Source organism: Fusicatenibacter saccharivorans (genome assembly GCF_027667425.1).
Classification (GTDB): Bacteria; Bacillota; Clostridia; order Lachnospirales; family Lachnospiraceae; genus Fusicatenibacter; species Fusicatenibacter saccharivorans.
On record NZ_JAQEGR010000015.1, the window covers coordinates 16,411 to 30,148 of the forward strand.

A 13,738-nucleotide genomic window follows, 5' to 3' on the forward strand; every position below is an offset into this window, starting at 1 on the left:
AACAGAGGTATTTTGTTTCCCGTGACATTTCTGTGAGGTTTACCTTTTATGATAGAGCCATCAAAAAGAAAGGGTGGTGTTCTATATGAACATATTACAAACGACAGATTTGAAGAAATATTACGGCACCGAACCGAACATTACAAAAGCATTGGATGGCGTGACCCTATCCATTGAGGAAGGTGAATTTGTTGCCATTGTTGGTACTTCCGGCAGCGGTAAGTCTACTTTGCTGAACATGATGGGCGGGTTAGATACGCCAACTTCCGGCAGTATTAAAGTAAAAGGGAAAGAATTATCGAAACTCAAGGATGAACAGCTTACCATCTTCCGCAGACGTAACATCGGGTTTATCTTTCAGAATTACAATCTTGTTCCTGTGCTGAATGTCTATGAAAATATTGTCCTGCCGGTGGAGCTGGATGGTGATACCGTGGACAAGCGGTTTATGGATGAAGTCGTGAAAATGTTGGCTCTCGATGGGAAGCTGAACAGTATGCCTAACAATCTGTCCGGCGGCCAGCAGCAGCGTGTAGCGATTGCCCGCGCCCTTGTTTCCAAACCAGCTATTATACTTGCAGATGAACCGACAGGCAATTTGGATAGCCGGACAAGTAGTGATGTTCTTGGTTTGCTGAAAGTTACAAGTCAGAAGTTCCATCAAACGCTTGTAATGATTACCCATAACAATGAAATTGCCCAGCTTGCCGACCGAATTATCCGTATTGAGGACGGAAAAATCGCACAGTGACAGGGGGTGACATTGATGGATGATATTTTATTTGGGAACAATAATCAGGCAACAATCAATCGTCTTGCCAAAAGAAGCTACCGCGCTAATAAGCAGAGAAATGTTTTCGTTACCATCGCATTATTCTTGACCGCCTTTATGATTACATCTGTATTTAGTTTGGGGTGCAGTTATTTTGAAACCTATCAAATGCAGCAAATTCGTGCGATGGGCACGACTGCGGATGTGGCAATTACAAGCCTCTCAGAAGAACAATATGAAGAATTGAGCCGATCCAGCTTGGTATCCGTAGTTGGTGTCAGTCAGAGATTGGGCAGCATTGATACATCTGGAATGGACGATGCCCTGCTGAGTATTACCTGGATAGACGAAACAGAATGGCAAGAACACCGTGTACCAACAATTTCGGATATACACGGAGATTATCCGCAAGCAAAAAATGAAATTATGCTCCCTACATGGGCTTTGCGTGCAATGGGGATTGATGATCCACAGATAGGGATGAATATTTCCCTTTCCTATCAACTCGGAACAGATTATCAATATATCTCCGATGAATTTGTTTTGTCGGGCTATTACACAGATTATTCGGCTTCACGTGCAGGCAACCGTGGTGCCGCTTATGTTTCGGAGCTTTTTGCAACACAAACAGGGCTTCCCTTTGATAGTGTGTCTACCGCAATGATTTCTTTTTCTGATGACAGTAATGCCCTGCGATCCTGTGAAAAACTAAAACGGAAGATTTCGTTTACAGAAAGTCAGTCCTTTGAAATTGTACCTATTGCTCAGAGCAATTCCACCACCATTGTTCTTCCACTGGCTGCTATTATCGTCTTTATCATTATCAGCGGCTATTTGCTGATTTATAACATTCTGTATATCTCAATTTCAAGAGATACACAATTCTATGGACAGCTTAAAACGATAGGCACGACAAAAAGACAAATCAAGCGGATCGTGCGTTCTCAAATATTCAGAACGGCGGTGATCGGTATTCCCAGCGGCCTGATTGTCGGTGGTATTGTTTCGCTTGGACTTGTTCCGTTTGCCATGAATATGATGTACTCAAGCGATACAGACCTTGGGGAGATAGTGTCCTTTTCCCCCATTATTTTTGCGGGTGCCGCAATCTTCACATTTTTTACTGCAATCATCGGCAGCATGAAACCAGCGAAAATAGCTGCAAGTATTTCTCCTGTTGCGGCTTCACGCTATACGGAGGCAAATACAAGGAGTTACCGAGATCATAAGAGCCATAGAACAAAATTATCTCGGATGGCACGAGATAATATTTTTAGAAACCCTAAAAGCGCTTTCCTTACTTTTGCGTCCTTATTTTTAGGCTTAATATTGTTTTTGGTTTCTGCTGGTCTACTATCAAGCCTAAGTCCCGACAATTTTGTAAATCAATGGGGAGAAAGTGATTTCGCATTGACTTACAGCATTTCCGAAGAAGGAAACCTGCTCTCTGATGAAATGTTGCAGCAAATTGAAACAATGCAGGGAATTGAAAATCTGCGCGTCACTTATTCTGCTTCACCGTGGCCCACTATGGATGTCATTTACGACGAAAATGTATTCGGGAAATATATTGATTCCTTGGATGGCATATCAGGTCTTGATTTTTCAAATGCGGAAACACGAAAAAACTATACAGATAATTTTTGGAGCGGCGTTTACGGAATAGATTCCAGATATATCGAAGAACTTAATAAAACGCTTGATAAGCCTATTGACTTAACCGCCTTTGAAAAGGGAGAGTTGGTGGTTTTGTCCGCTATGACGGATGATGAGGGAAACCTATTGATTCAGCCAGGGCAAGCAATCACCGTTGTCGGTGAGTCCGGGGAACAGGTCTTTACAGTGGCAACTGGCTTTCTGGACGCTGATTTTCAGAATGGTCGAGGAAATGAGAGAGGTACTGCCCCTGATTTGTATATCAGTGAGCAGGCAATAGAGAAGTTGTCTGGAGAAACCAAAATCTTTCGGATTGCTTTTGATACGATTGATAGCAGTTATGACAAAGGGATTATGGAGCAGCTTCAATCCATTACTGCTTCGTCACCGGGCATTACGATTCTGTCACGATATGAAAAGCAGCAAGAAATGGCCGGATATTTGCTGACCTCAAGGATTATAGCCGCAGGGTTGTCCGCTGTATTTTTGCTGATAGGAATTATGAATTTCATTAACACAATGGTTGTTAGTGTAAATACTCGGAAACATGAATTTGCAACACTTGAAAGTATAGGAATGACGAAAAAGCAAATTAGAAATGTATTGCTTTGGGAAGGCGGGTATTATTGGAGTATTTCTTTCCTACTGCTTGCCACACTGGGAACAGCGATATATATTCCAATATACTCAGCCTTTAGAAGAATGGTTCCTTATGCAGCTTTTCACTATCCTGTAATTTCTCTGTTGGTTGTCGCAGCTATTGTTTTGCTGGTCTGCTTGGCAACCCCCGTCATAACTTTCATGCAAAATGTTAAGCAAAGCGTTGTAGAGAGACTGCGGCAGAATTAAATATTTGCGATGAAAACCGGGAGATTATTCTCCCGGTTTTTCAAATCTCACAGGTTCGTGAGATTTCAGCCCATTATTCTGTCGAAACAGCGTGTGTCAGTGACATTTCTGTGAGGATTGCTTGTTAAGATAAGCGCAAAAGGAACAAGCTGCCGCACGACGGCAAAAGAAAAAAAGCCGTCGTACAGCAGCCTATCAACACGCCCATTTGAAACGGCGGCTTTGATTTTCAGAGCCGCCGTTTCTTTGCGTCTACACAAACCAATGACGACTTGTAGGGACACGGTAGCCGATGGGAGGTTATTTTGCCGTGTTCATTTTATTATTTCATTGTTCGCGTGATCTGCACCAGCTAAAAAAAGCGTAGCCCCTCCGTCGGAGCAGTCCGGTTTTGAACATGAAATTAAACAGTACATAACCGATAATACTTTTTCGTGCGCTTGTGCGGCCTTGTGTCGCACAGGCGCATTTTGCTTTCCAGACTTCGAGACAAAGTGTCCCGAGGTGCGGTGCCGTTCTCCGCCGTTACTCCATTTCGTTTCCGACCAACCCCGAACAAACTGAAATGGAGGATTTTACGATGACTACTATCAATTTGAAAGATTTTTATTATTGGTACACGCAGGATCAGCTTATCGAAGTTTCTGACGAGGTGGCCGAGGTATTCAAGGCCGATGCCCGCTATGAAATGGCCTACCAGCGGCGGCTCTCCCGGCACAAGGCGCAGTATTCTCTGGACTGCGATGACGGGATTGAATATTCCGCTTGCCTGCATGAGCCGACCCCGCAGGAGCTCCTTGAACGGATGGAAACCTTTCTTCGTCTGTGGAACGCTCTCAATTCTCTGCCGGAGATCCAGGGCCGCAGAATTGACGCACATATCATTCTTGGCAAGTCGATTAAGGAAATTGCCGAGGCCGAGGGCGTACATGAGGAGTCTATTCGCCAGTCGATCAAGCGTGGCCTTGAACGCATGAAAAAAACTTTTTGATTTTTTCTTCTTAACCCACTTGGAATTGATGAAAAAATGTCTCGGTTTATGAGAGGAGGTTTTCTTCCTAACGCGAGGGAATAACGGCAACCCTGAGTAAGTACGTGGAGCCAGACGGTGGGTGCGCGGTGACATTTCCCAAAAGAGATTGAGCGAACAACACCAACACTGTAAATGGGCCCGGCCATCCCAAGGCCATGATCCGGCGCTGAACAGGTTGGCTGCCTGTTCCTCCGGGCTTGTCGCTTTACTTGCGTTGAGAGCGCCGCACAGAAAATAACGATTGTCTTTGGACAGGCCAAGTAAATATGTGCGGCGCTCTCTAATATTCAAAAACTATAATAAACCTCGAGACAAAGTGTCCCAAGGTGGAGTAAGGCAACAGGCCAGCATCCCGGTGGTGCTGGCCTGTTGCGTTTCCCCACCAAACAGCGGGAGGCGTTCTATCAATCTGCGAAGGAGGTTTACCGTGAAATTAACTACACAGGAACTTGAACAAATGAGAAGCGTTGACATTGGCGCGGTGGCTGCCGAGTCCCTGCCTGATGTGAGCGGTATGACCTTTGACAATGCGCTTTCCCGAAAGGAGCGCATCTCTCGATTTTTGCAGACTGTCAAAAATCCATACTGCTTTTGCATCGGTGGTGTTGGCGTGAAAATTGAATTTGCTGAAAGCGGGCCATCTCTCCAAGACAAGCTGACGGATTTCCTGCTGCGGCAAAGAAGCGGGCTGTAACTTCGGTTACAGCTCGTTTTGCTTCTTCGAGACAAAGTGTCCCGAAGTGGAGGCATCCTTGTTGTCCTCCCCGGACAGAGTTATAATATAAGTGTAATGTGATAGGGAAGGAGGAACAATGGCACGAGCAAAAAACAGAGGGTATCAGCAGAGTTTCTCTCCCTCTTACACAATCCGCCGCTGGCGGCTGGGCATCTATATCCGGCTTTCAAAGGAAGATTTGAAAAAAGGAAAAGACGATAGCAACAGCGTAAAGAACCAGCGTGACCTACTGAACGATTTTTACCGACGCAACATTGACGAGTTTGAAAGTATCACGGAATATGTAGATGACGGACATACTGGAACGGACGCTAACCGTGAAGATTTTCAACGGCTCTTGGCGGATGTCATGAGTGGTAAAATCAACTGCGTTATAGTAAAAGACCTGTCCCGCTTCGCACGAAATTATAGCGATGCCGGAAGTTTGATCGACAACCTGTTTGTTCAAATGGGTGTTCGCTTTATCAGCCTTGCTGAGAATGTGGACAGCTACAAGAACCCCGACAGCGTTTCAAATATCATCGTTCCCATTACAAACGTGATGAACGATAATTACTGCTATCAGACTTCCAAAAAGATCCGGCAGGTATTTGATTACAAACGGCGCAACGGCCAGTATATCGGAGCATTTGCTCCTTACGGCTATGTAAAGCACCCAAAGGACAAGCACAGGCTGATTGTTGATCCCGATGCTGCTGAAAATGTCAAACTCATTTTCACAATGCTTATTCAAGGGTCATCAAAACGTGCTATCGCGTTGTACCTGAACGAACACGGCGTACCGAGCCCCTCGGCTTACAAGGTACAAAAGGGCTTGCCTGTTTCGACAAGAGGGTATGACGATCCTATGTGGGGAGCCCGCATGATCCACTCCATTCTTACCAATCCGACCTACACCGGGGACTTAGCCCAAGGCCGGAGCCGGGTGAAAAGCTACAAGGTACACCAGATTGAAGCTGTTCCCCGCGAGGAATGGGTGGAAGTGGCTGGAACACATGAGGCCATTATCGACTATGAAACTTTCGATAAGGTACAGGCTCTCTTACAGCGTGATACCCGTACTTCCCCGAAAGGCCGTGAGGTACATTTATTCAGCGGCTTTCTGAAATGTGCCGATTGCGGGCGGGCCATTACCCGATGCGTTAGCAAGAACAACAATGTATATTATTCTTGCTCAACCTACAAGAACCGTTCCCGGACAGCCTGCACCATGCACTCAATCAAGCATGAACGGCTGGAGGCTGCTGTTCTGTTCGCCGTACAGCATCAGGTACATTTAGCTGTTTCCTACTCAGAAATCGTAACGCAGATCAATTCCGCTCCAATCAAAAAAAGCCAGTCTTACCGACTGGACGATCTGATAGCTGCAAAAGAGCGGGAACTGATAAAGATAACACGCTACAAGCAATCTCTTTATCAGGACTGGAAAGACGGTGAAATCACCCAGCAGGAATACCGGGATATGAAGGCTGACTATGAACGGCAGACTTCTGATATTTCCGCGGTGCTTACCCGGCTGAACGCTGAACGCGCAGAACTGGCAAACGGTGTGGACAATGAGCATCCTGCACTGGTAGCCTTTATGAAGTATCAGAACATTGAAGCCCTCAACCGTGAAATCTTGGTTGAACTTGTGGACTATATCAAGGTCTATGAAAACGGCAATATCAGCGTGAAATTCAAATTTGCTGACGAGCTCCGCAAGATTGCCGAGTACATTGAAATCAACACTACGGAAGATACCGCAGTAGCGGGCTAACCCCCGCTACAAACCCCTTTGACAGTGTGTTTTCCTAATAGGCGCTAATCATATCATAATACTTCTGACTCTTTACTCCCCTCAAACCATGCTGCCAACGCTTTTTCTCAATACCCTGTTCAATACCTTGTTCTCTGCTTTCTTTCAGCATATCTTCTACCGCTTTGCACACATCAATCACCTCCGTCTCTTCTGGAATTTCTATGGGTGTATTTGTAATGGTCTTGATCACCACTGCTGCCTTCCGGTCGAGCATCATGCGCGGATTATCCTTTAAAATTTCTAATAGCTTTTTCTTATCCTTTGAATACCTGATATACTCCATAACTTCCCGCAGACTGGAAGAAAATTTCTCCAAATCTTCTTCGGTTAACCTTGCCGGGTCTATTAGATGAATCCGATAATCCTGCACGAAACGCAGCAGATTCTCGTCTTGAATGTTCATCATCTCATGCAGAGACAACGGCGCATCCCATGGATCTGTTCCGAAATGAATTACCAGTGTAATTACTGGTTTCAGGACATCGTCCTTATAGAATCCAGACAAATATTCTGCTTTTGTGTAATCATCTCCATGGTCTTTTTCCTGTTGTTTTGCACTTTTTCTGTTTTTTCGATGTCTTGCCGCAGTGTCTGTAACCTGTCTGCCATACTGTAAGGCATCGTATATCATATTTCGAACTGGCATCGCATAATGAATGTCTGTCTGGTTTTCAATTCCAAGAAGCAGATAATACGTTTCCACTTCCTGCATAATCACAGCTGTTTTCAATATATCCCGATATTTCTGGACCGGATCTTCTGTCATTTCGGTTGTCTCTTTTGCCTCTTTTCTCTCTTCTGTTGCGCCAAACGGTATGGCAATCTCTGTTGAATCAACTTCTGTCAGTTTTTCCGGATCAACAACTTTTTTCCCGTCATAGATCAAATAATTGAACGCATCTGCAAAAATGTTACTCTTTCGCATGTATGCTTTGGTAACAATGTCCGCTTTTCCCATGTGCATACGCCTCCTCAAAAATATTTCAGAGAAGTCTGCACCCCTTCCTGTTGTTTTTCATCTTATCACGAATTGGCAGCTCTATCAAGTTGGAAATACGAACTATGAACATGCTTCTTAAGATGTCACTATAACAAATTCACTACAATCCGATCTATCCCTCGCAGCCCATACATCTTCCCCATCGCTTCTGGCTCCTGCAAAACCGACAAATCAATCCCAAACAGCGAATTATATCTTCCTGCCATCCGCAGATGCTCCGGATATAAAAATGTCTGTTTTTCGCAAAACTCCGGGCATTTCCTCACCGGCGTCTGCGCGCCGCGGCTTCCTTTGATACACGCTGCATACATTGGACAATACTGCGAAGTATTTGTCTGATAAAAGGGAAGATGAAGACTGTTTTTCCCTTCTGGAAACTTCCTTGTACTGGTATCGCCGCAGCTCTCCCATTCATACCGTTCCATCCGAAATTCTTCTTTCAAATACTCCCGGTAAAATGCCGCGTGGACGCTGTTTTGTTCAAACAGTGTACGGTCCCCCAGCTTATAAGCCATCCGCGGATCTTTTTTCCGTTTGTTGAGCAGCACGCCAAGGCAGAGGGAAAACACCGGAAGCTGAGCTGCCAGATGGGCCGTTCCCCAGTCATTTACGACAATCTCGATGATTTTGTTCTTTTGTTCACACCATTCGACGAGACGCTGCAGCCGCTGCTGTGTTTCCAGCAGATTTCCTTCCAGTAAGAAAGGAAAGACCAGTGTAACCGCAAACGACTCCCGGCAGGCTTTATCCATCAGTGCGAACAGTTCCTCTTCCGTTGGTGCCAAATGCGGGCAGAAAGCATTTCCTATATAGAGCCGGTCTGGGTGAAAAATCGGCGGATCTGGAATCTGGTTTTTCCGAAAATAAGCATCAAAAAACACCGCACTTTCCATCGAAAGATACGCCGTATACCATTCCGGCCGGTCCAGTTCGAGCGCCAGCTCGACCGGCTGCCCAGGCTGCCCGGATTCCGCAAAGCCATTTTGCAATGCCGTAAATGTTTCCTTCCCGACCCCGGAAAACCATACCTTCTTCTGCTCTTCCAGGCTTTCCAGATGAAACGCGTCCTGCTCCGCAGGATATCCTGTCATCTCTTCTGCAAGCGCGGCATCATCGTCCTCCATTTTCCAGCGAATATACTGGCTGTATTGCAGGGCAAGGCGCTGTACCGCATTTTGATAATCTTCCTGTTCCGTGGCGAAGGTATAAACAACATCAAAATCTTCCTCTTTTTCCTGCAGAAAAGTCGCATCACGAAGAAGAATCCGCTGGTAGGATGCTGTTTTCTGATCGTAAAATGCCAGTTCCCACGGCGCATTTTTCTGCTCAACTGTAGTCGGTGTCGCAAGCCGGGTCTGAAAGCCATATTCTGAAATTGCCGTGATCCGCACTTCCTTATCTCCCCAGTATCCCGCCAGGATTCCGAACGGCAGCATGGAAATCCATGGCCATTGACTGATTTCTTTTTCCCGTTCTTTTTTCTGTTTCATTGATTCAAATCTCCCGTTTTCTGATACCATCCAGTATACCTGTTTTCCTGGAAAACTCAAATAAAAAAATCCACCCACGCCCGGAAGCAGTCTCACCAGAGACCTCCAAGTCATGGATGAATTTTTATTTTCTACCAAATATGTAGTTTGTTACATTATTTTTTCAGGCAAGCTCAGCAAATCTTATAAAGATATTTACGAAACTGCCTCTTTTGTAAACGTCTCAATCAACTCTTTGGCATCATCATATCCCTGGCCTTCCAGTTCTTTCTGATACCACTCGTCCACGCCGTCTACGGCCTGTTTGAACGAATCGATGTCCATATCCTCATAATTGGTAATGGCTACACCATTCTCATTCTGCCAGCGGTTCATGATTTCATCATCACCGGCGCGGTTAATCTCACGCTCGTACTGTGTTGCCAGACGACCGCACTCATCGATCACTTCCTGCTGCTCCGGTGTCATACTGTCATAAATGTCTCCGTTAATACAGAAGAACAGACAATCATAAATTGCATTCCACATCGAGCAGTACGGCTGTACTTCCTGTACGCTGGCTGCATCGATAGCAGGAAGTGGATTTTCCTGGCCTTCTACGGTTTTCTGCTGCAGGGCCGTGTAGGTCTCGGACCAGTTCATGTTGGTGGCATCGGCGCCCCAGCGTTTGTAGCACTCCATCAGCAGGTTGCTTCCTGCGACACGGATTTTCAGGTTCTTCATATCATCGACGGTTTTTACTTCCTGCTTGCTGTTGGTCAGCTGACGGAAACCGTTCTCGGCGATTCCCATGCAGTGCAGGCCGTACTCATCAAGGATCTCTTTCAATTTTTCGCCTGCCTCGCCGTCCAGTTTTGCATCCGCATCTTCTACGGAATCAAACAGGAACGGAAGGGATACGACGTTAAATCTCGGATCAAATGCAGAGTAAATCAGGTTGCTGTGCATTGAAATCTGTACCGGATCTCCATCGATCAGTGCCTGGATACCTTCGGACTGGTTTCCGTTGGTCAGCTGGTCTGCGGCATATACGTTGACTTTGATCTTGCCGCCGGTTGCTTTTTCGATCAGCTCACCGAACTTCCGGCCGCCTTCTGCCCAGGTACTGGTTTCTGTCGTGGAGCAGGTGAAGTTCCAGGTCTGCTCCGGCCAGTCGAGATCGCTTCTGTCTTCTACATCGTAGGTGCTTGCAGAAGATGTATCTTTCTTTGTAAAGGCTTCAATCAGATCTTTGGCATCGTCATAGCCCTGGCTTTCCAGTTCGTTCTGATACCAGGCATCTACACCGTCTACCGCCTGTTTAAAGGAATCGATGTCCATATCTTCGTATTTTGTGATCTTGACACCGTTCTCGTTCTGCCAGCGGTTCATGATCTCATCGTCACCGGCACGGTTGATCGCACGTTCGTAATCGACGGCTTTCTGTCCGGCCTCATCGACAACTTTCTGCTGCTCCGGGGTCAGATTGTTATAGATGTCTCCGTTAATGCAGAAGAACAGGCAGTCATAAATTGCATTCCACATGGAGCAGTACGGCTGTACTTCCTGTACGCTGGCTGCATCGATAGCCGGAAGCGGATTCTCCTGGCCTTCTACGGTTTTCTGCTGCAGGGCGGTGTAGGTCTCAGACCAGTTCATGTTGGTCGCATCGGCACCCCAGCGTTTGTAGCACTCCATCAGCAGGTTACTTCCTGCTACACGGATTTTCAGGTTCTTCATATCATCGACGGTTTTTACTTCCTGCTTGCTGTTGGTCAGCTGACGGAAACCGTTCTCGGCGATTCCCATGCAGTGCAGGCCGTACTCATCGAGGATTGCTTTTAATTTTTCGCCTGCCTCGCCGTCCAGTTTGGCATCCGCATCTTCTACGGAATCAAACAGGAACGGAAGAGATACGACGTTAAATCTCGGGTCAAATGCAGAGTAAATCAGGTTGCTGTGCATCGAAATCTGTACCGGATCTCCGTTCATCAGTGCCTGGATTCCCTCGGACTGGTTTCCGTTGGTCAGCTGGTCTGCAGCGTATACATTGACTTTGATCTTGCCGCCGGTTGCTTTTTCCATGAGCTCGCCGAACTTGCGTCCGCCTTCTGCCCAGGTACTGTTCTCGGTGGTGGAGCAGGTAAAGTTCCAGGTCTGCTCTTCCCATCCAAGGTCACTGTAATCAGCGATATCATTGTAATCCTCATTGCCGGAGGAATTTCCTGCTGTGCTGCCATCCGCACCATCGCCACTGGAAGTATCGGAATTCGTTGCTGCAGCTACCGTTCCGGTATAAGCTCCGTCTTTTGCCAGTGCTTTTGGAAGGAACGTGGAAATCTGCGGAACATACGTAATCAGAAGCAGAACTGCTACCGATGCTGCGATCATTGGCATAACGGCTTTGGAAATCTGCTGAATGGTAACTTCCATTCCTTTTTTCAGTTTTACGGAAATGGCGACAAACAGGTTGACACCGACCGGCGGAGTTACCTGTCCGATGGCCAGGTTGACCGTTGCCACGATACCGAATGCTATCAGGTCATAGCCAAGGGCTTTGCAGACCGGAAGCATAATCGGGATGAAAATATACATGGCAGAGTTTGCATCGATAAAGCATCCTGCAATCAGGAAAATGATATTGACAATCAGAAGGAATACAAACTGGTTATGAGCAACGCTTCCAAGAAGATCCGACGCTGCCTGCGCAATACCAAACTTTGTGCAGACAAAGGAGAACAGAGAAGCACTTGCGACGATCAGCATAATTCCACCGGTTGTTTTGGCAGAATCTACCATCAGATCCCACAGGTCTTTCAGTTTGATCTCTTTATAAATAAAGATTCCGACAAACAGACCGTATACAACGGAAACGGCAGCTGCCTCGGTCGGGGTGAAAATACTTCCATAGATACCGCCAAGGATGATGACCGGCATTAAGAATCCCCAGAAAGCATCTTTAAAAGCATCCCATCTTTCTTTGGCTGTTGCTTTTTTCTGGGTCGGCTGAATGTTGTGTTTCTTTGCCTCCAGAAGAACAACGATGACAAGGGCCACACCCATCAGAATACCAGGAACGATACCTGCTGTGAACATATCGGCGATGGATACGCCTGTGATGGATGCATAAACAACGAATGCAATACTCGGCGGTATGACGATCGCAATCGAACTTGACGTCGCCATCAGGGCCGTGGAAAACGGAGCAGAAAATCCGCCTCGCTCAATCATGGCAGGGATCAGAACCATACCAAGTGCTGCTACGGTTGCCGGACCGGAACCGGAAATCGCGCCAAAGAAGCAGGCTACGATAACGCATACGATCGCGATACCGCCCTTTTTATGGCCGACGCAGGTGTCGACGAAACGAATCAGTCGTTTGGAAATGCCCGCTTTTGCCATAATGTTTCCGGACAGTACAAAGAACGGAATGGCAAGGAGCAAAAATTTACTGATACCGGAATACATATTGGTTGCTACGATGGTCAGGGATGTACCGGAGTACAGGATCGCGCAGATCGAAGACAGACCAAGGCAGATGCCAATCGGGATACCAAGGATCAGAAAAACAAAGAATGAAAGAAAAAGAATTGCACTGATCATTTTTTCTGTCCCTCCTCTTTTGCTTTTACGAATGTATCCATCAGATATTCGATCATGTGCAGCGTCATGCAGGCTGCGCCGATCGGTACGAAAGACCAGAAAACCCATTCCGGCCAGTTTAAAACGAACGTTCTCTTTCCGTTGGCAAGCTGGGTCAGTACCTTGTCCATGCCGTATTTAAACAGAACTACGGTAAAGGCAACACTAAATGCTGTGTTGACAACCAGCAGGATTCTTCTCGCCTTCGCAGAAAGACGGTCCGGCAGCAAAGAAAGATTGACCAGTTCTCCGTCACGGGCAGCAAGCGCTGCTGCGAGAAGTGTAATCAGGACAAATACCGCAACGACAAGCTCTTCGGTAAATGACCAGGACTGATGCAGTACCTTACGGGAAAGAACGTTTCCCACCGTAAGCACAACAATCAGGATCGTGGACAGCACGAGAACCAGTTTCTCAACAAACGCCAGTCCATTCATGATTTTTTTGTACACTTTCATATGTTTCCTCCCTTTTCCCGCTGTCAGGTACAATGTTCCAGCAGGATCTATTCTTTGCCAGGCTGTATTACCGGGGTGAATTTGCAGCTGACAAACAAAAAAATCCGCCCCTCAACGAGGGACGGAATTGTTCTTTTCCCGCAACCACCCTTGTCTCTTCTTTGAAACAAGCACGAATACAACGCACAAGCATACGCGGTTTCTGTAACGGGAAACTCCCGTGAAAACCTACTGGAATTCCGGCACATAGTACGATACACGGCCGATTCGTTGGGCTTTCCTTCTCCAAGATGATTTTCAATCCAGATTCGTTGCTGTCTCG

The 13,738-nt window shown here is 46.5% G+C and carries 9 protein-coding genes and 1 other annotated feature (1 of these 10 cut by a window edge); of the genes, 5 read left to right on the forward strand and 4 right to left on the reverse strand.

Annotation, left to right across the window (positions count from 1 at the left end; genetic code table 11):
* Window positions 1-85 precede the first annotated feature (85 nt).
* The 5 genes from PGS38_RS13690 (at window position 86) to PGS38_RS13710 (ending at window position 6,805) form a co-directional block, all read left to right on the forward strand.
* Window positions 86-751, forward strand: a complete 666-nt coding sequence (locus tag PGS38_RS13690) for an ABC transporter ATP-binding protein (protein WP_005335790.1) — start codon at window positions 86-88, stop codon at window positions 749-751.
* 15 nt (window positions 752-766) lie between these two features.
* On the forward strand, window positions 767-3,277 hold the full coding sequence (locus tag PGS38_RS13695; RefSeq protein ID WP_117461332.1) for an ABC transporter permease: 2,511 nt from the start codon (window positions 767-769) through the stop codon (window positions 3,275-3,277).
* Between the two features lie 580 nt (window positions 3,278-3,857).
* Window positions 3,858-4,268: a sigma-70 family RNA polymerase sigma factor gene (locus tag PGS38_RS13700; protein ID WP_014080198.1), complete on the forward strand. Its 411-nt coding sequence runs from the start codon at window positions 3,858-3,860 to the stop codon at window positions 4,266-4,268.
* Between the two features lie 469 nt (window positions 4,269-4,737).
* Complete coding sequence (locus PGS38_RS13705; RefSeq protein WP_007884026.1) at window positions 4,738-5,004, forward strand: DUF6870 family protein; 267 nt, start codon at window positions 4,738-4,740, stop codon at window positions 5,002-5,004.
* Window positions 5,005-5,122: 118 nt separating this feature from the next.
* The gene (locus tag PGS38_RS13710; protein ID WP_046438251.1) at window positions 5,123-6,805 is read left to right on the forward strand and encodes a recombinase family protein; all 1,683 of its coding nucleotides are present in this window, start codon (window positions 5,123-5,125) and stop codon (window positions 6,803-6,805) included.
* A gap of 34 nt (window positions 6,806-6,839) precedes the next feature.
* Here PGS38_RS13710 and PGS38_RS13715 read toward each other — a convergent pair whose 3' ends face one another.
* From PGS38_RS13715 to PGS38_RS13730, 4 genes are all read right to left on the reverse strand, one after another.
* Window positions 6,840-7,805: an Rpn family recombination-promoting nuclease/putative transposase gene (locus tag PGS38_RS13715; RefSeq protein ID WP_158578721.1), complete on the reverse strand. Its 966-nt coding sequence runs from the start codon at window positions 7,803-7,805 to the stop codon at window positions 6,840-6,842.
* 128 nt (window positions 7,806-7,933) lie between these two features.
* The gene (locus PGS38_RS13720) at window positions 7,934-9,337 is read right to left on the reverse strand and encodes a hypothetical protein (protein ID WP_147398224.1); all 1,404 of its coding nucleotides are present in this window, start codon (window positions 9,335-9,337) and stop codon (window positions 7,934-7,936) included.
* A 195-nt stretch (window positions 9,338-9,532) separates the two neighbouring features.
* Window positions 9,533-12,919 carry a TRAP transporter large permease subunit gene (locus PGS38_RS13725; protein WP_118594486.1) on the reverse strand — a complete coding sequence of 1,129 codons (3,387 nt, stop codon included), beginning with the start codon at window positions 12,917-12,919 and terminating at the stop codon, window positions 9,533-9,535.
* Window positions 12,916-13,416, reverse strand: a complete 501-nt coding sequence (locus PGS38_RS13730) for a TRAP transporter small permease (protein ID WP_118594487.1) — start codon at window positions 13,414-13,416, stop codon at window positions 12,916-12,918. The genes PGS38_RS13725 and PGS38_RS13730 overlap by 4 nt, the downstream gene beginning before the upstream one ends.
* Before the next feature lie 114 nt (window positions 13,417-13,530).
* Window positions 13,531-13,738: a binding site (T-box leader), on the reverse strand (it continues 65 nt past the right edge of the window).